Annotated in this window: 16 protein-coding genes; 5 read left to right on the plus strand and 11 right to left on the minus strand. The window is 60.6% G+C overall.

Translation table 11 applies throughout. The features are described 5' to 3' along the window. Position 1 precedes the first annotated feature (1 nt). Both leuS and J8Z04_RS07915 read right to left on the minus strand, forming a co-directional pair. Entirely contained in the window at positions 2-2,617 is a 2,616-nt protein-coding gene (gene leuS / locus J8Z04_RS07910; RefSeq protein WP_192848436.1) for a leucine--tRNA ligase, read from the minus strand. A 9-nt stretch (positions 2,618-2,626) separates the two neighbouring features. Beyond that, positions 2,627-3,166 (minus strand): DUF3576 domain-containing protein, encoded by a 540-nt coding sequence (locus J8Z04_RS07915; RefSeq protein WP_043558583.1) that lies wholly within the window; start codon positions 3,164-3,166, stop codon positions 2,627-2,629. 542 nt (positions 3,167-3,708) lie between these two features. Between J8Z04_RS07915 and J8Z04_RS07920 the strand changes: the two genes are divergently transcribed. The 5 genes from J8Z04_RS07920 to J8Z04_RS07940 all read left to right on the plus strand — a co-directional run bounded on the left by J8Z04_RS07920 (position 3,709) and on the right by J8Z04_RS07940 (position 10,739). Beyond that, a complete protein-coding gene (locus tag J8Z04_RS07920) occupies positions 3,709-4,254 on the plus strand; it encodes a hypothetical protein (protein WP_103765224.1) in 546 nt (181 codons plus the stop codon). A gap of 83 nt (positions 4,255-4,337) precedes the next feature. After that, positions 4,338-8,168: a Hint domain-containing protein gene (locus tag J8Z04_RS07925; protein ID WP_192848435.1), complete on the plus strand. Its 3,831-nt coding sequence runs from the start codon at positions 4,338-4,340 to the stop codon at positions 8,166-8,168. A 90-nt stretch (positions 8,169-8,258) separates the two neighbouring features. After that, the gene (locus tag J8Z04_RS07930) at positions 8,259-9,245 is read left to right on the plus strand and encodes an AEC family transporter (protein ID WP_192848434.1); all 987 of its coding nucleotides are present in this window, start codon (positions 8,259-8,261) and stop codon (positions 9,243-9,245) included. Next, a complete protein-coding gene (locus tag J8Z04_RS07935) occupies positions 9,242-9,733 on the plus strand; it encodes a low molecular weight protein-tyrosine-phosphatase (protein ID WP_043558581.1) in 492 nt (163 codons plus the stop codon). Before J8Z04_RS07930 ends, J8Z04_RS07935 begins: the two co-directional genes overlap by 4 nt. A 58-nt stretch (positions 9,734-9,791) precedes the next feature. Then, positions 9,792-10,739, plus strand: coding sequence for a 2-hydroxyacid dehydrogenase (locus J8Z04_RS07940; RefSeq protein WP_192848433.1), 948 nt, complete (start codon positions 9,792-9,794; stop codon positions 10,737-10,739). A gap of 79 nt (positions 10,740-10,818) precedes the next feature. Here J8Z04_RS07940 and J8Z04_RS07945 read toward each other — a convergent pair whose 3' ends face one another. The 9 genes from J8Z04_RS07945 to edd form a co-directional block, all read right to left on the minus strand. Next, a complete protein-coding gene (locus J8Z04_RS07945) occupies positions 10,819-11,292 on the minus strand; it encodes a TM2 domain-containing protein (protein ID WP_192848432.1) in 474 nt (157 codons plus the stop codon). 127 nt (positions 11,293-11,419) lie between these two features. Next, positions 11,420-12,178, minus strand: coding sequence for an NAD kinase (locus tag J8Z04_RS07950; protein ID WP_043558284.1), 759 nt, complete (start codon positions 12,176-12,178; stop codon positions 11,420-11,422). A gap of 8 nt (positions 12,179-12,186) precedes the next feature. After that, positions 12,187-12,576, minus strand: coding sequence for a hypothetical protein (locus J8Z04_RS07955; protein ID WP_081562697.1), 390 nt, complete (start codon positions 12,574-12,576; stop codon positions 12,187-12,189). Positions 12,577-12,582: 6 nt separating this feature from the next. Continuing rightward, positions 12,583-14,172: a bifunctional phosphoribosylaminoimidazolecarboxamide formyltransferase/IMP cyclohydrolase gene (purH, locus tag J8Z04_RS07960; RefSeq protein WP_192848431.1), complete on the minus strand. Its 1,590-nt coding sequence runs from the start codon at positions 14,170-14,172 to the stop codon at positions 12,583-12,585. 88 nt (positions 14,173-14,260) lie between these two features. After that, on the minus strand, positions 14,261-15,796 hold the full coding sequence (locus J8Z04_RS07965; protein ID WP_227449677.1) for an efflux transporter outer membrane subunit: 1,536 nt from the start codon (positions 15,794-15,796) through the stop codon (positions 14,261-14,263). 2 nt (positions 15,797-15,798) lie between these two features. Beyond that, positions 15,799-16,965 carry an HlyD family secretion protein gene (locus tag J8Z04_RS07970; protein WP_081562703.1) on the minus strand — a complete coding sequence of 389 codons (1,167 nt, stop codon included), beginning with the start codon at positions 16,963-16,965 and terminating at the stop codon, positions 15,799-15,801. 52 nt (positions 16,966-17,017) lie between these two features. Beyond that, on the minus strand, positions 17,018-18,616 hold the full coding sequence (locus tag J8Z04_RS07975) for an MFS transporter (RefSeq protein WP_192848430.1): 1,599 nt from the start codon (positions 18,614-18,616) through the stop codon (positions 17,018-17,020). A gap of 249 nt (positions 18,617-18,865) precedes the next feature. Next, a complete protein-coding gene (gene eda / locus J8Z04_RS07980) occupies positions 18,866-19,486 on the minus strand; it encodes a bifunctional 4-hydroxy-2-oxoglutarate aldolase/2-dehydro-3-deoxy-phosphogluconate aldolase (RefSeq protein WP_043558277.1) in 621 nt (206 codons plus the stop codon). Beyond that, positions 19,483-21,351: a phosphogluconate dehydratase gene (gene edd / locus J8Z04_RS07985; protein ID WP_043558274.1), complete on the minus strand. Its 1,869-nt coding sequence runs from the start codon at positions 21,349-21,351 to the stop codon at positions 19,483-19,485. The genes eda and edd overlap by 4 nt, the downstream gene beginning before the upstream one ends. Positions 21,352-21,390 lie beyond the last annotated feature (39 nt).

Genomic DNA, 21,390 nt, shown 5'->3' on the forward strand with positions numbered 1-21,390 from the left:
CTCAGCCCGCTACCACAAAATTGACGATCCGGTTCGGCACATGGATCTCCTTGACGACCCGTCTGCCTTCCAGCGCTTTCGCCACATTCGGCTCGGCCCTGGCCTGTGCCAGCACAGTCTCCTTCGCCTCATCAGGGGCGCAGGTGATCGTACCACGCAGCTTGCCCAGCACCTGCACGGCAATGGTCACCTTCTTCACCGCCAGCAGGCTCTCATCCGCTTCCGGCCAGCTCCGCTCCACCACCATCGGGCCTTCCGGCTCCAGCAGCAACATCAGCTCCTCGGCCAGATGCGGCATCATGGGAGAAACCAGCATGGCCAGAACATGGGCGGCCTCACGGCGGGCGGCAGGCAGGCCCTCACCATCCCGGCCCTCAGCCTCACCCAGCGCAGAGGACAGCTCATGCAAACGGGCCACGGCCACATTCGGCGTGAACCCTTCCAGAGCCTCCGTCACGGCGGCAATGGTGCGGTGCGTCACCTGCCGCAGCTCCTCCCCGGCAGCCCCGTGGGCGGCATCTGCTCCATCCCTTGCCGCAACGGTCTGAACCTGCCGGTAGAGACGCTGCATGAAGCGCCCGGACGCTGCCACACCAGCTGCTGTCCATTCCATGTCACGCTCCGGCGGGCTGTCGGACAGGACAAACCAGCGGGCCGTGTCGGCACCGTAACGTTCAATGATCTCCACCGGAGACACCGTGTTGCGCTTGGACTTGGACATCTTCTCCGAACGTCCGACCGTCACGGGATTGCCGTTGTCCTTGCGGACCACCTGATCCCCACGCTGCTCGACCTCATCCGGGTACAGCCACTGGGTACCATCCCGGTAGCTCTCATGCGTGACCATGCCCTGCGTGAACAGCCCGGCAAATGGCTCGCTGACATCCAGATGTCCCGTCTTCTTCATCGCCCGGGTGAAGAACCGGGCATAAAGCAGATGGAGAATGGCGTGCTCGATACCGCCGATATACTGGTCCACGGCCAACCAGCCATCAGCCGCCTTGCGATCAGTTGGCGTTGCGGCCTTTGGTGCCGTGAAACGGGCGAAATACCATGAGCTGTCCACGAACGTGTCGCAGGTATCGGTCTCACGCCGTGCAGCTGCACCGCATTTCGGGCAGGAGACGTGCTTCCATGTCGGATGGTGGTCGAGCGGATTGCCCGGCCTGTCAAACGTGACATCCTCCGGCAGCGTCACCGGCAACTGATCTTCCGGCACAGGGACAGCACCGCAGGACTCGCAATAAATGATGGGAATCGGGCAGCCCCAATACCGCTGACGGGAAATGCCCCAGTCCCGCAGGCGCCAGTTGGTCACGCCACGGCCAACGCCCAACTCTTCCACCCGCTCGATGGCAGCCCGGATGGCCTCTTTCGTACTCTTCCCGCTCAGGAAGCCGGAATTGTAGAGCGTGGCCTCACCCGTAACGGCCTTCTTGCCGACGCTGAAGCTGGCTTCCTCTTCCCCTGAAGGCAGCAGGACGGAAGGAACGTCCAGTCCATATTTGCGGGCAAAGTCCAGATCACGCTGGTCGCCACAGGGGCAACCGAACACTGCACCCGTGCCATATTCCGTCAGCACGAAATTGGCGATCCAGACCGGAGCCGTCTGTTCCGGGTTCAGCGGATTCACCACACGCAGCCCGGTATCGAAACCACGCTTCTCCATCGTGCTCAGGGCTTCTTCAGACGTGCCAACACGCTGACATTCTTCAATGAAGCCCTGCGCTTCCGGGTTGTCCGCCGCAATCCTGCGGGCCAGCGGGTGATCCGCCGCAATACCGATGAAGCTCAGACCGAACAGCGTGTCAGGCCGTGTGGTGAAGACCTCGATGGAATCCTCATCCACGTCATAACCCTGCGGCGGGTTATGCAGGCTGAAACGGACCCGGGCCCCCTCGGAACGGCCAATCCAGCGCTCCTGCATGGTACGGACACGCTCCGGCCACTTGTCCAGCTCCTTCAGCCCCTCCAGCAGGGGCTCGGCAAAATCAGTGATCTTGAGGAACCACTGGGAGAGCGTCTTCTTCTCCACCAGCGCACCGGACCGCCAGCCACGGCCATCAACCACCTGCTCGTTGGCCAGCACGGTCTGGTCCACCGGGTCCCAGTTGACAGACGAATCACGTCGTTCCACCAGCCCGGCAGCCAGCATGTCGAGGAACAGCTTCTGCTGCTGGCCGTAATAGTCCGGCAGACAGGTCGCAATCTCACGCTTCCAGTCCAGCGAGAAACCGAGCCGCTGGAGCGTCCCCCGCATGGTGGCGATGTTCTGGAGGGTCCATTTGCCCGGATGAACGCCCCGCTCCCGTGCGGCATTTTCTGCCGGCAGCCCGAAAGCATCCCAGCCCATCGGGTGCAGCACGGCATAGCCACGGGCACGCTTGTACCGGGCCACCACATCGCCCAGCGTGTAATTGCGCACATGCCCGACATGCAGCTGCCCAGACGGATAGGGGAACATCTCCAGCACGTAATATTTCGGTCTGTCGGCCGGGGGCACGTCCGGCACATGGAAGATGTCGGCCTCCGCCCACCGGGCCTGCCAGTGAGGCTCACGGGCGTGGAAGTCGAAACTGGAGGAGTCAGAAACGTTGCTGGCTGTCATGTCACTCATCGGATTATGTTATTTCCCACCGCCGTTTTCGGCACGCAGCTGCCGGGCCCTCTCCAGAATACGGGCCGTGATATCCGCCGCCGTATTGGGAGCAGCCGGGGTATCCTGCCACTCTCCCCCATTGATGCGTGTCTGGCGGAAGACACTCAGCCGGATGGCATCCGACCGCAGGCGACGGTCCAGCACATAGGCCGCAATCTTGAAACGCTCATCCTGCGTTCCCGGGGGCTGGTACCAGTCTGTCAGGATGACACCCCCCTGGGCATCGGCAGAGGCCATGGGCATGAAAGAAAGCGTATCGATCGCCCCCCGCCAGAGATAGGCATTCACCCCACCACGGAGCTGGTCATCACCACCCTGTGCGCCACGGTCCACACCCAGCAGATGGTTGCGGGGCAGCGTCAGCGAGGACGGATCCCTTGGCTTGCCACCACAGCCCGCCAGCCCCCCGACAGCCATCACCGCCAGCAGCGACAGTACCATGGGGCGGCGCAGGCTGCACCGGAGAATGGAAGAACGGGATACTGGGCGGGATGATGAAAGGAACATGGGCAAACCTGCAAAGGCCGTGCCAGGGCCGGTCTTGAACAAGGCTTCCAGCATGGCAGGGGTGGAAGCATCAACTGTCAGAACAGGTCCTTCATATCGTGTTCACCCTCACAGGCCAAGGGACATGGTACGATGACAGGCTTGCGAAACCGTAAAAAAAGCGCTAGCTAAGCGTTGCGTGTCCGCGTAGCTCAGCAGGATAGAGCACAGGATTCCTAAGATAATTGGGCACCGGGATGGCAAACCGCCCGGTGAATTCGCTCAAATTCGGGGAACGCTAACGCCCTCATCAGGCCAGGCCAATCCCGAGCCAAGCCTGCCCATACGGGCAGGAAGGTGTAGAGACTGTACGGGCGACACCATGGCAGGCATAAGCCTGTGGTGAAGAGACAGTCCAGACCACGAACGGCCCTGGTACGGGTTCCGGCGGCGAAAGCCGAAGTGGCATGAATCCTGGGGTCGAGGGTTCGAATCCCCCCGCGGACACCACGCAGCACCGATAACAACCGTACTGCCGATGGAATGACAGCAGGGAAAACCCCATGACCCAGAGAGACCTCGAGGCCCTGCGGACTTTCCAGGAATGGTTTGTCTCTCTTGCCGGCCCGGGCCTGATGCGTGTTCCCCTTCATCAGCCCACCTGCCAGAGAGACGGAATGGTCGCCATTACCCTGTACCGGCGCAATGGCTATCAGGCTGAACTGGGCTACATTCCACAAGGCAGGCGATACGCCATCTCCTTCCCTGAGGGGCAATATGCCCTCCTGTCCTTTCTTGGTGGATCGTTTGACTGTGATCCCTCCACCGTACCGGGTTTCCCAGACCCGGCTGGCCGGGCCTACCTGCCAGACAGGTTTCTGGAGCAGACAGGGCCTGATACCCACGCCCCGCAGATGGAACAGGTACACCCATGCCTGTCACTATCCACAGACATACGCACCATTGCCCTGACCAACGGTGCGCCCAGCCGGGTCGTGTTTTCATCACCCGAGGGAGATGGCGTTGTCCTTCTCTTCAGTTTTTACAAAGAAGGAGAGATGGCCAGCACTATCCGGCAACTGCACATGATCGCGGAAAAAGGACCCTGATTCTTCTGGCATTTCGTAACATGATGATTTATAATTGGTTAAAATTACCCGCCGCCAACAGACGCTGAGGGGCACTATCCGCCATGGCCACCTACTCCTATAACTCCAGCTACGACAATCTGAAAGCCATCGGAACCAACCAGGTTACTGGGAAAAAGAACTGGACCTTTATCCTGGGCGGCAACACGACCGGCACCGCACGGGCACAGAGCGACCTCCACAACATTTACGCAGCCGGGACCAGTGGTTTTGGAGACGACACCTCAAACTCCCTCGCCTATGTCTATCAGAAGACCATGTCGAACGGCATCGCCGTAAATGGCGGCTCTCTGGCTGCCGTCGGAAAATTCGGTATCCTCTCGGGCGCCACAGCCCTTTCCGGAGCGTCCATCGAAGCTGTGGGGCAGGGAACCGTTCTGAATGGCATTGTCGGCTCGTCAGGGGGCATCTTCGCAGGGGCCGTCAGTCTCCGCCCCAACGACCCGAATGCGCCTTACGTCAACGGACCCGGCACGGCCATCAATCCCAGCGTCGGCTCTGGTGGATATGCGCTCGTAGGCGGTGGGGCCGCCGACTTCATCGTCAAAGGCTTCCAGGTCAACGGATCGGGTGGCCTCATGGTTGGCGGGACATTCAATCCTGGCAGCCTCTACGGAATTGGTAATGGGGGAACGGGAACCGGAGGCACCATCTTCGGCACTCAGTCCGTTTTCTCCAACGGGCTCTCACAAAACCAGATCTTTGTCGGTAAAAATGCCGTACAGACAGTTGTCAGCAATGGTCTTTCCTCCAAAGCAACCATCATAGGCGGGACGCTTCTCAATTCCGGTGGAACCACATCCGGTGCCACGATCAGCAGTGGCGGGCAGATACGCATCACGGGCGGAACCTACGTCACCTGGCTGAATGCAGGCTATCAGAGTGTAGCTGGCAGTTACGGGCTGGGGACCTCCTATGACGACACCATCACCTCCGGTGGCACGGAGGTGGTCGGCAGTGACGGAACCGTGTACCGCTCCGTCCTTTCCTCCGGGGCGGTCGGGACCATCCTCGGTGGAGGGACCTCCCTCTCTGCCAACATCGCCGGGGGAACGGAGACTGTCAGTTCCGGTGGTATCCTCAGCACAGGAACTGTCAGCAATAACGGTTCCATTTTTGTTTCTTCAGGGGGCTATGCCTCCAACGTGGACATCAGCCAAGGCTATGTTGAGGTCACATCCGGGGGCATCGGCTCCGAATTCTCTGCCAGCAATGGCGGCACCATCCAGATTGATGGTGGCGCTTCAGTCAGCCATCCTGTCGTAAATAGCGGTGGTACCCTGACCATTGCCTCTGGTGCCGTCATTTCCAACGGGGCGACCATCAATGCCAGCCCCGATACCAGCGTCGTTGTCCCTTCCGGGGCAACAGCGGACTATGTCGTGACCAACAATGGCACGACCCTCATCACTCCCGGGGCCACAATCCTCAACGAGGTCGTGTACGCTACCGGTAGTGGTACAACCCTCCTTTCGGGCTCCGGTGCCACCATCGGGACGGCCCTTGCCGGGTTCAACCCCAACAGCAGCCTGGCCAGCCGCGGGACCATCGCTGTCAGCAACGGAGGGGTTCTCTCTGCTGCCACGGTCCAGCTGGGTGGGGCTGTCATTCTCGGCTCTGGCGGGACAGTTGGTGGTACTCTCAGCCTCCTCGGGGGGACGGGCTCGTTCCTCTCCGGCGGCAAGATGGATACCACCACGCCGTTGCAGGTTTCAGGCATCAGCACTTCCGTGCCCATGGGGACATGGGTTGGAGCACCGCTCGACACAGTAACATTTGGTGCCGCCCTTTATGTCGACTCCGGCTACAATTTCACGGAGATTGACGTTGGCAGCAAAGCCACAGCCACCATCAACGGAGGTACTGTCGGTACCTTCACGATCGGCAGCGGTGGGACCGACACCATTACAGGCGGGGCATCTGTCACGTCTCTTGCGGCTACAAGCGGGCTGAGCACCATCTCCGGCGGAACTGTCGACAGTTTCACGGCCACAGAAGGGACCAACAATCTCGCCGCCGGGGCCTCCATCAATACGTTCAACGTCACAGGCGGTGTCAACAGCATTGGTTCTGGCGTGCTGGTCAACACGCTCAGCGCTGGCCCGGGGGCATCCCTCGCCCTCGCCAGTGGGGCGTCCGTCTCCAATGTCACGCTCAATGGCGCCAATCTCACCGTCCCTCAGGGCGGAGCAGGGATCACGCTTCTTTCTGCCCTCAATGGGGCTACGAGCATCATCAGTTCCGGCGCCCGGATCGACAGCGTCTTCCTCTCATCCGGTAATGCAACTGTCACCTCCGGGGCCTTCATCAGCCGCCTGACCATCATGAGTGGCGCCTCTGGCGTTCTGAACTCGGGAGCTTCCGTCCAGCATGTCGAGGTAGCCAATGGCGGCTGGGTCAGCGGGGCCCGCATTGCCAACAACAGTGAACTGGCTGTTTCCTCCGGCGGGACAGCTCTTCAGACACTTGTCACCTTCGATGCCGGTACGGGGCAGCATTCTGGCGCCTCCTACACCATGGTCCAATCCGGCGGGACCCTCTCCGGGGCCTCCATTATCGGGGCTTCCGGGGCCATCAGCAGCAACAATCTGGGGGGACTGCTGACTGTGGCCTCCGGGGCGGTGCTTCTCAACACGTCCATGGGCTATAACGCCCGCATCAAGGTCGATGGGCTGAAATACAGCAATTCCGGGAAGGTGACCATCAGGAATGGTACTCTGACAGTTACAGAAAATGGGCAGACCTGGGCGGTCGGTCTCCAGGGCAATTATGACGCCACCGGATTCGTTCTGAATGACGATGGACAGGGCAACACCATCATCGCCTATCAGAAATGCTTCCTGGCAGGCAGCATGATCCGCACCCCCAAAGGCGAAAAAGCCGTGGAGCGCCTGCGCAAGGGCGAACAGATCAATGTCTTTGTAGATGGCCGGGAAGAGACCCGTGACATCACGGCTGTCATCCAGCGTCGCGCCCGTGTCAACACATCCAGACCTGAAGACATGGCTGGCTGGTCTGTTCTCATCGCCAAGGATGCCTTTGGTGAGGGGCTGCCCAACAAGGACCTTTCCGTCACGCCAGAGCACTGCTTCTACTTTGAGGGCCGCTTTGTCCCTGCCCGTATGCTCGTCAACGGCACGTCCATCCGGTATGATCACAGTCAGGTTGAATACGATTATTACCACGTGCAGACGGAACCGCACTCTGTCATCTGGGCCAATGGTGTCCTGACGGAAAGCTGGCTGGATACGGATGAAGAAGATCTGTACAAACCGGAAGACGATTCCTCGGAAGATACCCTGAAGCTGGCAGAGCGTCATCAGCTCAACTGGGACGACCACGCCGCTGCGCCGCTGGATGTCTCCCAGACTTTCGTAAAGCCGCTGCATGACAGATTTGCCGCACGGACCGTTGAACTCGGCATTGCCGAAGCCGGGACGTCGCACGGTGCGCCGCATGACGGCATGACAGCCGATCCTGCTCCCTATATCCGTCTGCCAGACGGGCGGACCATCCGGCCTCAGCGGCATGAAGCCGGGCGCTACCTCTTTGCCCTCCCGGCACATGCCCGCCAGGTCACGCTGGGCTCCCGGACATTCCGGCCCTCCGAAAGTATCGGCCCACACGTGGATGACCGACGTGAGCTCGGTATTCTGGTCGGACAGGTCTCCCTCTGGGTTGGCGAGAAGGAGCACATCATCACCCGCCATCTGACAGAAAAGAACCTGAAAGGCTGGGATGTCATTGAAGCCGGTCCCCATCGCTGGACGCAGGGTGAAGCAGAACTTCTCCTGCATGATGCCCCCGCTGCCAGTGTTGGCCAGAACATGCTCAGCATTGAAGTACAGGCTGGCGGCCCCTACCGGCAGGTCTGACCACCCCCCGGGGAAGCAGGATAGTTTCCCCGGGCTCCAAAACGTCATAGGCTGTTTCATCGCTTTCCAACGCAGGACTGATGGCAGCCCATGACAACAGGCCTTTTCCTGACAATCATAGAAGCCATCCTGCCCATACTGGTCACGCTCGGGCTGGGGTATCTGGCAGCATGGCGGCGGGATTTTGATTCCCATCAGGCGGGTGTCCTCATCCGCCTTGTCATGCTTTATGCCCTGCCGCTGGCCCTCTTGGCCTCCATTCTCAGCACTCCACGGGAGCGGGTCCTCTCTGCGGGCCCGCTGGCTGGGCTGATCCTTGTTGCCATGCTGGGCGTGTATATCGTCCTCTTTGCCATCCTGCGCTGGGGGCTGGGACGCCGACAGGGAGAAGCAGCCCTGATCACCATGACCGTGACAGGCCCTTCTGTTCCCTTCATCGGGATTCCTGTTCTTGGGCAGCTCTTTGGCCCAACCAGCGCCGTTCCTATTTCCGTCGCTTCGCTCATCATGAATCTCTGTCAGATTCCGCTGACACTGATCCTGATGAATCACGACCAGCAGCGCCAACAACGGCAGCAACAGGATGCCGAAACAAACCCCACATGGCAGACCACGCTACGAGAGCTGGGGGGCCATCTGCTCCATTCCTGCCGGGAACCCGTCGTCTGGGCGCCGATGCTGGCCTTCCTGATGGTTCTGGCCAATATTCACCTGCCCCTCCCCCTCAAAAGTTCACTCCAGCTGCTGGGACACGCCACGGGCGGCACGGCGCTGTTTGCCTCCGGGGTTGTCCTCTGCGCCCGGCAGGTCCGCTTCAGCCTGCCTGTAGGACTCATGGTGCTGGGCCGAAATGTCCTTATCCCTCTTGGTGTCTGCATGCTGGCCTTTGTCTGGCACCTTCCCTCTCTGACCTTGCAGGAAGGTGTCCTCGCCATGGCCATGCCCAGCGCTGCCATGAATGTCATTCTCGCCATGCGCTATCACATGATGGAGCGTGAAATCGCCTCGGTCCTTTTTTTCGGTACGATCAGCTCCATATTGACTCTGGCATTCTTCATATGGCTGACAAACGCATGACAGATTCATCCTCCTTTCCTTCATTTCTTTTTGTCTGCACTGGCAATATCTGCCGTTCTCCTCTGGCAGAGCTGGCCATGCGCCGGGAGGCGGAACAGCGCGGCCTGATGGTCGACATTGATTCCGCTGGCACGGGAAACTGGCATGAAGGCGACCGGCCTGACCCCCGTGCCCGTGCCACGGCACGGCGCCATGGTCTGGATGGCAACCAGCTCCGGGCCCGCCAGGTCAGGACCGTGGATTTTGACCGCTTCGACCATATCATCGCACTGGACCGGTCCCACCTTGCTGCCCTGAAAAAGCTTCAGCCTGCTGGTAGCAAGGCCCATGTCAGCCTTCTGCTGGACCATGTTTCCGGCCGGCGGGGGGATGATGTAGTCGACCCCTACTACGGTCCTGAAGAAGGCTTTGAAACTACGTGGCGGGATGTTGAAGCGGGCTGCAAGGCTCTGGCTGCCCGCTTTCTGGACAGACCTTCCACCTGCTAGGCAGCGGTCAGGTTGGACCTGATCCCCGCCTGCTCCCCACCTCTTGAAAGTGCGCATCATGACGGCAACACCAAAGACACAGCAGCATCTTCTCCTGCTGGAACCGCTCCCGGAACCCACACTGGCAACACTGGGGGAACATTTCGTCATCCATCATTTCAGCACCATGGATGAGCTAAAAAAAATCGCACCGGAAATCCGGGCCATTGCCACGGGCGGGTCCTATGGTGTGGCACCGGAGGTCATGGCCGCCCTCCCCCATCTGGAGATCATCGCCGTCAATGGCGTCGGGCTGGACAGGATTAACCTTGCAGAAGCCAGGAGGCGGCATATCCGGGTTACCGTCACCACGGACATTTCCACCAATGACGTGGCCGACATGGCCATGCTCCTCCTGCTGGCCCTGAAGCGCAATCTCAGAAGCAATGAGCAGTTCCTGCTGAATGGCAGCTGGGCGGCTGGGAAACTGCCCCCTCTGGCTCATTCTCTCAATGGTCGGAAACTGGGAATCGCCGGTTTCGGTCGCATCGGTCAGGCCGTAGCCCGGCGGGCACAGGCCAGCAACATGGAGGTCGCCTACTTCAACCCCCACCCCCGTGAAGGCAGCCCTCTGACTTTTGAACCCAGCCTTGAAAAACTGGCCGCATGGGCGGATGTGCTCGTCATCACCCTTCCTGCCACTGCTGCCACAAAACATATCGTCAATGCCGACATACTGGCAGCACTTGGCAAGGATGGTGTGTTGATCAACACAGCCCGGGGCAGCGTGATTGACGAAGAAGCCCTGCTGGCCGCCCTGAAGGACAGGACGATCGCCGGGGCGGGGCTGGATGTCTTCCAGAATGAACCGACCATCAATCCGGCTTTTTCCACGCTGGACAATGTCGTGCTCCAGCCCCATCAGGCCTCCGCCACCATCGAGACACGGCTGGCCATGGGGCAGAACATCATCGACAACCTGCTGGCTCACTTCAGCGGGAAACCCCTGCTTACACCAGCCTGCTGACCCCTACGAAACATTACAGCCCGGGCCCCGTCAGACGGGTACCCGGGCTGCAAAATTCACCCTGCTGGAGCAGGCAGGCTCAGAACCATTCCTTGCGGTTCTGTACATAGACCCAATAAAAATCTTCATCAGATTTTGTCAGGTAAATCACTCCCTCGATGAAGGCGATCAACCCGATGATGACGGGAGGGAGCACCAGAATACACCCCAGAACCGACACCAGCAGCATGATCAGACCTGCCCGGGTGTATCCCAGATAAAATTTGTGGATGCCCAGCCCACCCAGAAAGAGGGCCAGAATCCCGGCAGCCGTTTTGGACTTGCCACCCACCTCTTCAAAGAGATTTCCTGCTGGCGTCTGGCCAGACCCGGGCACGATGAAAATGGACAGGGCCTCATCACCCTGCACATCAAAATCGACAACTGCACCATTCTTCAGGAAGGCACCTTCAGAGCCGAAGCTGGCCCCCTTGAAAGAGTAACGTTTTTCATCGTTCCCGCTAATGATGCCCTCACCATTGCGTATATCATAGTTCAGGATCGTCCCGCGCATCTCATGTCTCCATCTTTACTGATTGGCCAAAACATTAAAATGAATTCGATCAGACATAAAGGAACATTTCTGTCAGAATTCCTCCCCAGACAGAAAATTGCTCCACTGGCATTTAAAAAGTAATGATTTATTCAGCAAACTGTTCCGCAATGATCCGTTCGGACAGGCTGTGATCAGGATCGAAAAGAAGCGTCACCTTCTTTTCATCGTCCAGCCTGACGATGACCTCACTCACGTCACGGATCTCCTCAGGCCCGGCCACAGCCGAAGCGGGACGTTTGTCCGTGTCATAAAGCGTAAAACGGACTGTCACGCCTGCAGGCAGAAGAGCCCCCCGCCAGTGCCGGGGCTGGAACGGAGAAATGGGCGTGAGAGACAGCAGCTCCGCCCCCAGGGGAATGATGGGCCCATGGGCCGACCGGTTATACGCTGTTGAACCAGCCGGCGTAGCCAGAATGATGCCATCACAAATCAGACGGGACATCCGCACCCGGCCATCAATCTCAATGCCTATATGAACCGTCTGACGGGTCTCCCGATACAGAAACACGTCATTGAAACCAACACCTTCATGCAGCTCGCCAGACTTTGTCCGGGCCCACATGTGCAGGGGAGCAATCTCCGTATGCTGGGCATAAGCCAGCCGCTGGGGCAGGTGATCCTCCGCCGGGCTGTTCATGAGGAAACCGATTGTCCCATAATTCATGCCAAAGACAGGAATATCACTGCCACAGATATGCAGCAGCGTCTCCAGCATGAAGCCATCCCCCCCCAGACACACCAGAACCTCGGCCTGGTCCAGCGGGACATTGCCATAACGCTCAGTAAAACGCTCCAAGGCTTCCTGTGCAGCCTCGGTGGAAGCAGCAACAAAGGCAATGTTCATGGAACGGCTCAGGGAGACCCGCCACCCTGATGCTCGATCACATCATAGGCAGCTGAACCGGGGTAGGCCCCTTTGCGGACATCCAGGACCGAAGGACAGACCAGCCTGTCCTTGTCGTACAGGGCCAGTACCCAGATTTTCCGCCCATCGAGGCTGACCAGCCCGTGCACCTTCACCTCATTGGCCAGACGCACGAACGGCAGCAGGGATTCCGGCATGACAACATCCCGCCCATCAGCGAACAGGACCCCATCACCCGTAATGCGACTGACCGTACCGGTGAAGACCGGAACGGGCTTCACGTCATACTGGCAGTCGGCTGCCTGAGCCACCACAGGAAGCCCGCCCAGCAGGCTCCCCATCAGGACGAAAAGAGCAGAAAATCGGGTGATCATCATGGAACCTCAATGTCTGAAGTGGCGCATCCCCGTGAAGACCATGGCAATCCCGGCAGCATCGGCTGCGTCAATCACTTCCTGGTCCCGGATGGACCCGCCGGGCTGGATGACAGCCGTGGCCCCTGCGGCAACCACACTCTCCAGCCCGTCCGCAAAGGGGAAGAACGCATCGGAAGCAGCAACGGACCCTTTTGTCAGAGCCTCGGACTCCCCGGCTGCATGCGCGGCATCCTCACTCTTGCGGGCGGCGATCCGGGCACTGTCCACGCGGGACATCTGCCCGGCACCGATACCCACCGTAGCCTGATTCTTCACATAGATCACGGCGTTGGATTTCACATGTTTGGCAACACGGAAGGAGAAGAGAAGATCCGCCATTTCCTGCGCTGTCGGCTTGCGTTTGGTCACGACCTTCAGCATGTCCTCCGTGACATGCCCGTTATCCCGGCTCTGGGCAAGGAACCCGCCAGAAACGGACCGGAAGGACAGGCCCGGAGCCTGTGCATCCGGCACACCACCGGTCAGCAGCAGGCGCAGGTTCTTCTTCTTCGCCAGAATGGCTTTCGCCCCCTCATCAGCATCAGGAGCCACGATCACCTCGGTAAAGATCGCACTGATCTGCTCCGCCGTAGCCTCATCCAGCGTGCGGTTCAGGGCCACGATTCCACCAAAGGCTGAAACCGGATCGCAGCGCAGCGCAGCCTTCCATGCCTCAACCAGCGTGGCGGCAGAAGCCACACCACACGGATTGGCATGTTTGACGATCACCACCGTCGGCTCGTCAAACTCGGCCACAGCCTCGAAGGCAGCATCCGTGTCATTCAGGTTGTTGTAGCTCAGAGCCTTGCCCTGAATCTGCCTTGCCGTGGCCAGACCGGGCCGGGCACTGCCATCCCGATAGAAGGCCGCTGCCTGATGGGGATTCTCACCATAGCGCAGCAGCTCGTCACGCTGGCCGGAGAGTGTCAGGACCGGCGGCAGGGCGACCTTGCCCTCTTCATCACCCTGGCGGGTAAACCAGGCGGAGATCATGCCATCATAGGCTGCCGTATGGGTGTAGGCCGCAGCGGCCCAATCCCGGCGTTCGGCCAGCGTCGTGCCGCCCTGCTCCAGAGCCGCCAGAAAGCCCGCATACTGGGCCGGGCTTGTCAGGATGGCCACGGAGGCAAAATTCTTGGCGGCAGCCCGCACCATGGCCGGACCACCAATATCGATATTCTCCACGCACTGCTCTGCATCCGCACCGGATGCCACCGTGGCCGCAAAAGGATACAGATTGACGCAGACCAGATCGATCGGCGCAATGCCATGTTCCTGCATCTGCGCCTTATGCTCTTCCTTGTCCCGCCGCCCAAGGATACCGCCATGAATCCACGGTACCAGCGTCTTGACCCGGCCATCCAGAATCTCGGGGAAGCCCGTATGCTCGGAGACTTCCTTTACCGGCAGGCCAGCCTCACGCAGCGTGCGGGCCGATCCACCCGTGGAGAGGATTTCAACATTCCGGGCCACGAGGGCACGGGCCAGATCAACCAGCCCTGTCTTGTCGGAAACGGACAGAAGGGCACGACGGGGAGAAAAGCGTGTATCAGTCATGCTTGTGGCATATCCCTCACCTTCCGGCTGTGCAAGACAGATTCACATCACGACCTCGCAAAAAAGCCACGTTTCTGTCTCCCCAGCCCTACCGGACCGATCTTTCCCCGCTCCTTCCTCCAGCCTCTGCCGTCATGCGCTGCTCGGTGGCAGCCAGCACGGGCTGCCAGCCCCCACCCAGTGCCCGATAAAGACTGACAGCGGCCAGTGTCGTCTCCATCCGCAGATCCGCCAACGTCACCTGACTGGAGAGCAACATGGACTCCGCCCGGTCCACTTCCAGAAAAGGTACGGCCCCATCCTCATATTGCAGGCGGGCAGCCCGGTAAGCCTTCCGGTTCTGCGCCACAAGTTCCGTGACATGCTGATAGCGGAGCTGAATCTGGGCCAGCCTCGTGATGGCATCATCCACATCCCGCCACGCATTCAGGACCGTCTGCCGATACGCCAGAGCAGCTTCCTGCTGCTCGGCCTTCTTCAGGGACAGCGTGCCCCGCAGGCGCCCCCCCTCAAAGATCGGCACGTTCACGGTCGGGCCAAGCGTGAAATACTTGGCCGCAGGCATGAAGAAGTCCCCGGCCGAAAGGCTCTGCGTCCCCAGATTGCCCGCCAGATTGATATCTGGATAGAAGGCCGCCTTCGCCGCCCCGACCTCCGCCGTGGCCGCATGGAGGCGGGCATCCGCCACCATGATGTCCGGCCTGCGCTGCGCCAGACTGGAGGGCACATCCACCCCGACAGAAACGGGCACATCCAGCTGGGGCTGGACCGGCAGAAGGTCCTCCTCCAGCGCACGGGGCGGAAGGTCCAGCATGACCCCCATCGTGTTGATCAGGGCGGCCTGCATGTCCCGCAGGGGCGGCAGGGCACTGTCTGTCTGCTCCACCTGCCCACGGGCCTGCGCCACTTCCAGATCATTGGCCGCCCCCTCCTTCTGGCGGGCCAGCACGAGGGCCAGATCATGCCGCACGAGGGCCTGATGCCGTTCTGTCAGGCCTATCTGGGCCTGAACCGCCCGCAGGCGCAGATAGGCCTCCACGAAATCGGCCAGACGGGCCAGCGCAATGCCACGGGCATAGGCCTGCTGCTCGTCCACACGGGCCTTGCCGGCTTCCACAAGGCGACGGATGCGGCCAAACACATCCATGTCCCACGAGGCCGAGCCGATATTGGCATACTGCTCATATTGCAGGTTGGAGCCCGGAGCTGGCTGGGCGAGCGTCAGGAAGCCCTTCCGGCTCTGCTGTGTCCATGTATAGGACCCGGCCCAGTTCAGGCTGGGAACACCTTCCGCCGCCACGACCTTCAGCTGCCCCCGGGCCTGAAGCACACGGGTGGCGGCCTGCCGGATATCCAGATTCTCCCGGGAGAGCCGCTCCACAAGCCGGTTCAGGACCGGGTCATGCCATTGCTGCCACCAGCTGACATCCACCGTGGCCGGACTGGTGAAACCACGGCTCCGCCTCTCCCGCACATCCGCCGCCTTCTGCCAGGCCGCAGGCTGATCGTTCTCCTTCGGGGTATGATAGTCCGGCCCCATCCGCACACATCCACCCAGAGAGACCAGCCCCAGCATGGCCCATCTGGCCACTTTCCCCCGACCGCAGACAGACAGACCCTTCATGCTCATTTGTCCGTCACCGCCCGGTCCGTCCGGGTCTGCGCCCTGACCACGGAACTCAGCCCCGTATCCACGGTCGTCTCGACAGAGAAACCCATCCGCAGCAGGCGGGCCAGAGGCTGCCCCGGCACCAGCGTGATCTTGACGGGCAGACGCTGGACGATCTTGGTGAAGTTGCCGGTCGCATTCTCCGGGGCCAGAGGCGCAAAGGCCGCACCGGAAGCCGGAGGCACGCTGTCCACAACACCATCAAGGTCGATGTCGTACGCATCCACATGGATGTGGGCCTTCTGGCCGGGGCGCATGTGCTGGAGGGCCAGCTCCCGATAGTTCGCCTCGATCCAGAGCTGGTCCATCGGCACGACCACCATCAGGGCTGCGCCATCAGGCACATAGTTGCCGCTCTGCACCGTGCGCTCCCCGACCATGCCATCAAAGGGCGCACGGATGGCCGTATAGGACAGGTTCAGCTCGGCCTGATGCACCCGTGCCCGGTCCACGTCCACCTGACGGCGGCTGGAATCCTGCCGGGCCTCCAGCACACGGAGCTGCGCCTCGGCGGCATCCCTCTGGGCCTCCGCTGCCTGAAGGGACGCCGTCAGATCATCCAGACTGGCCCGGGTCCGCTCACCCTCTTCCCGGCTGCCTGCACCATTGAGGGCCAGATGGGCATAGCGGCTGGCATTCTGCCGTGCGAACAGGAGCTGGGCGGAAAGCTGGGCCACCCGTGCCTTTGCCTCGGCAATGATGGCGGGCTGGCGGGCCACGCTGGCAGCGGCATCCATCACGAGGGCACGGTCATGGGCTTCCACCGCCCGGGCCTGGTCTAGGGCCGTCTGATAGTCCCGTGGGTCCAGCTGCACCAGAATGTCCCCGGCATGGACGGTCTGGTTGTCATCCACCGGGACGGACACGACCTGCCCCGGCACACGGGGAGCAATGACGCTGTAATGGGCCGTCACGTAGGCATCATTCGTCCAGACATGCGCTGCGGGCACAAAAACAATGACCAGCACGCTGATGATGAAGGCAAGGATGATCCCCCCGGCCAGCAGGAACGGCCAGCGTCGCCGTCTTTCCCGTGCCAGAGCAGCCCCGTCACTCGGAACCGTTCTGGTGACACTGGCCTGCGGGCGGGCATCTCCGGCCTGTTTGTCTGATTTCTGCGTCATCCCCATCTCCCCCGCCTTGTCATGCCCATCATCCCGTGTCTCTGCTCTTCCCTCATGCCCTGACTGTCTCCTTGTGATGAGCTGCCGGATGGTCAGGGGATTTCCTTGCTCCACGGGGAGCGAACACGACCCATGGCGGATAGGTCCGCACGGGGACAAGCAGGATGAAAACCATCAATACCCCCAGCAGGGCGGCCAGAACGCAGAACAGGTCCGACAGGGTCAGAACGGCTGTCTGATGATGGAACTGCTCCTTGAGGTACCCCATGCTTCCCCGATAGCGGGGCCGTCCGTCCGGCAGGAGCGGTGTCGGACTCTGGATGAGCGGGCTGCTGCCCTGCACCAGCGCATAACGATACTGCCCCAGATGATCCGCCAACCTGTCCGAATGAAGCCCGCCCCGCCAGCGGCCCACAAGCTCCATCAGCCATGTACCACCAACCATCATGAAGGCCCGTGGCATGTTCACCAGAGCCACGGCAAAGGGCGATTCTTCCGCCACCACAGCATTGGTGGACATCAGCAGAAGGGAGGACAGCACCATCACACCGCCAATCCCCTGAAGAAACTGCCAGAGATAGAATTCCGGCCTCTGCCACACGGAAGTGACCAGTGAATCTCCACAACAGGCGATGAACATGCAGACCATGCCGAAGAAGCCGACAATCCGGCAGTCCACATCCCGCCGGTTGAGCAGGTAACCCACCAGCGGGGCTATGGCGATCTCCACGGCGGCGACTTCCAGCGTCACGAGATAGCTCTGCTCGGGCCGGTACCCCACAACCTTCGTCAGGAACTGCAAGGGCACGGCGGAGGCCGAAAGGGACACCACCACGAACAGGCTGATCCCCCCGACCCCGTAAATGTAATTGTTCCGGCTGAGCAGCTGAAAACGGAAAAACGGCAGAGGATGCTTCCATTCATTCCAGATCAGCAGTGGCACAGCTGCCAGCCCGATGGCGCCCAGCACACAGACCAGCGGTGAATTGAACCAGTCCAGCCAGTCCCCAAGGGAGAGGACGGTCGTCAGGCACCAGGCCGCCACGGCAAAGAACAGAAGGCCATACCCGTTGAAAATCTGGAGCCGGTGATGCTGTGGCTCCATGACGGGCATCCCGTACCAGATGAGCAGCCCTGCCAATGCTCCCAGCGGAATGGCCTGAAGGAAGATCCACTGCCAGCTGAGCAGGTCCGTCCATAATCCGGCAAGCATTGTCCCAAGATAGGGGAAACAGGTGGAAACCAGCGTGTAGGCCACCAGGCCATAGGCCCGGAGGTTGAAGGGCAGTATCTTGAGAATGGAAAACATGAGCAGCGGGATGGCGAAACCACCGGCCAGCCCCTGCACACTCCGCAGGATGTAAAGCAGGAGCGGCGTCTGGCAGAACGCCGTGGGCACGATGCTGCACACCGCCAGTCCCAGCACGAAAAAGGCCCACCGCCGCAGGCTGAAAGTAATGGCCATCCACGGCGAAAGTCCGGCCCCGATGACCTGTGCTGACGTATAGAGACTGACAAACCAGCGGGACGGATCATGGCTCAGTCCCATCCCGCCCATGATGTCATTGAGACCCTGCGCCGAGACCTGTTCGTTCAGTGTCGTCATGATGGCCGTCAGCAGCACACCGGACAGGCCGATGATTGACGTCATATGAGCACGAACAGCCTGCAACAATCCCTCCTGACTGACTGGTCAGAGTTGTATCAGGGAACGGGATACATTTTAACTGAAAGATCACTTTTTCATGATTATCCGACCAGTCTGTTACCTGAATACAACAGGCACCCCGTCCACACTCTTTCCTGTAGCGAGATACAAAAATGGCGGGGTACAGCCATGCCGTACAGCCCGCCATCTTTCAGACCGGGGGAACTCCCCCCGGTTCATGCAGCGCCAGTCTTAGCGCAGGCCCAGAGCCTTGGTCCGCTTGGCGACTTCCTCAGGAGACGCATCGCCAGCTGTCAGCCAGGAACCACCGACACAGCCAACGGTCGGCAGGGCCAGCCAGTCCTTGTAGGTAGCCTCGGTGATGCCGCCTGTCGGGCAGAAACGCACGCCAAGGTTGCCAAACACGGCGGACAGACCCTTGAGGGCCGGGATGCCACCGTTGGTCATGGCCGGGAAGAACTTGAAGCGGCGCAGCCCCAGGTCCAGACCCATCATGATGTCGCTGGCATTGGCCGTGCCGGGCAGGAACGGAATGTCACGCTCCAGCGCACCCTTGGCCAGAGCCGGCGTGATGCCAGGGCTGACGATGAACTTCGCACCGGCCTTGATGGCCTTGTCCATCTGCTCGGTATTCAGCACCGTACCGGCACCGACCAGAGCTCCCTCAACCTTGGACATCTCAGAGATGACATCCAGAGCAGCCGGTGTACGCAGTGTCACTTCCAGAGTGGAGATGCCACCAGCGACCAGAGCCTCGGCGATCGGACGGGCCTTGGCCACATCCTCAACCACCAGAACAGGCATAATCGGGCTGCGGTCCATCACCGCATCCAGTCTCTCGATGTAGCTCATACCTCGGTTCCTTTCTCAACATCGTCACCGATTTCTTCAAGTTCACGATCCATCATGAACAGCATCGGTGAAGCACCCTCTTCGGCGGACGGAGCCACCTCACGCATGAGGGCGAACAGTTCACGCCCCGTACCGGCTGTCGCACGGTGCGGCTTGGTCGGCGTACGGGCGGCCCATTCCTTCTCATCCACCAGAGCTTCCAGCTTGCCGGTGCGGGCACAGACACGGATGACATCGCCATCACGCACCTTGGCGAGCGGTCCGCCCACCTGGGCTTCTGGACCAACATGCACCACGGCCGGAACCTTGCCGCTGGCACCGGAGAGACGGCCATCCGTCACCAGAGCCACCTTGAAACCCTGGTCCAGCTCGACGCCGAGGGACGGGATCAGGTTATGCAGCTCGGGCATCCCGTTGCCGCGGGGCCCCTGACCGATGACGACCACAACGACATCACGATGCAGCTCGCCAGCCTTCTGGGCTTCCTTCACGGCGGTCTGGGACTGGAAGACACGGGCCGGAGCCTCGATGGTCAGCAGGTTGTCTGCCACGGCGCTGGACTTGTACACGCCACGGCCCAGATTGCCCTGAAGCAGCTGGATGCCCCCCACCGGGTGGAACGGCTCCTTCGCACCACGCAGGATTTCCGGATCGCTGGAAGGCTTGGCCGGCGTGTAGACGACGTTCTTGTCATTCCCCATCAGGGCACGCTTGGCGTAGTCCTCAAGGCCGTTTTCGGAGATGGTCGGAGCATCACGGTGCAGCAGACCTGCATCGGACAGCTCGGCGATGACCGTCGGCAGGCCACCAACCTCGTTGAACTTGTTCACATCGGACGGACCGCTCGGATAGACCTTGCAGAGTGTCGGCACGACGGCGGAGAGATCGGAGAAATCTTCCCAGTTCACGATGATGCCAGCAGCACGGGCCACGGCCGGGATATGGATGGTATGGTTCGTGGAACCACCTGTTGCCATCAGGCCGACAATCGCATTGACGATGGCCTTCTCATTGACAACTTCCGCCATCGGGCGGGGATCCTTGCCCTTGTTGCTGATCTCGACCAGACGATGCACACCGGCACGTGTCATGGCCTGACGCAGTGGCGTATCAACCGGAATGAAGGAGGAATCCGGCATCATCAGCCCAAGGAACTCCGCCATCATCTGGTTGGTATTGGCCGTACCATAGAAAGTACAGGTCCCTTCGCTGTGATAGGAAGCCATTTCGGCTTTCATCAGCTCATCCTTGCCGATCTTGCCCTGCACATAGAGCTGACGGACACGGACCTTTTCCTTGTTCGGCAGGCCGGAGGTCATCGGGCCGGAGGGGATCAGCATACCCGGCAGGTGGCCGAAGCGCAGCGCACCCATCAGCAGGCCCGGCACGATCTTGTCGCAGATGCCAAGCAGAGCAACACCATCATACATGGCATGGCTGAGACCGACAGCCGTGGACTGGGCGATCACATCACGGGAGAACAGGGAGAGGTCCATCCCCTCCTGCCCCTGCGTAACGCCGTCACACATGGCCGGAGCCCCACCAGCAACCTGAGCCGTGGCACCAACCTCACGCGCAAAAACCTTCATCTGCTCTGGATAACGGCCATAGGGCTCGTGTGCGGAGAGCATGTCATTATAGGTCGTAATGATCCCCAGATTGGGACGCTGCTCAAACACCAGCTCCTGCTTGTCAGCAGCGCTGGAAGCAGCGACGGCGTGAGCCAGGTTGCCACAGGTCAGCCGGGACCTGTCTGCACCTTTTTCACGATTACGCTCCATAAGAGTGAGGTAACGACGGCGGGACGTCTTGGACCGCTCAATAATTCTGGACGTTACACTCTCAACAACGGAATTCAGAGACATTGAAGCACTCGCTGTTCGGCTGGACACCCCACAGACAGA

The organism is Bombella apis (genome assembly GCF_018221685.1).
GTDB classification, from domain to species: domain Bacteria; phylum Pseudomonadota; class Alphaproteobacteria; order Acetobacterales; family Acetobacteraceae; genus Bombella; species Bombella apis.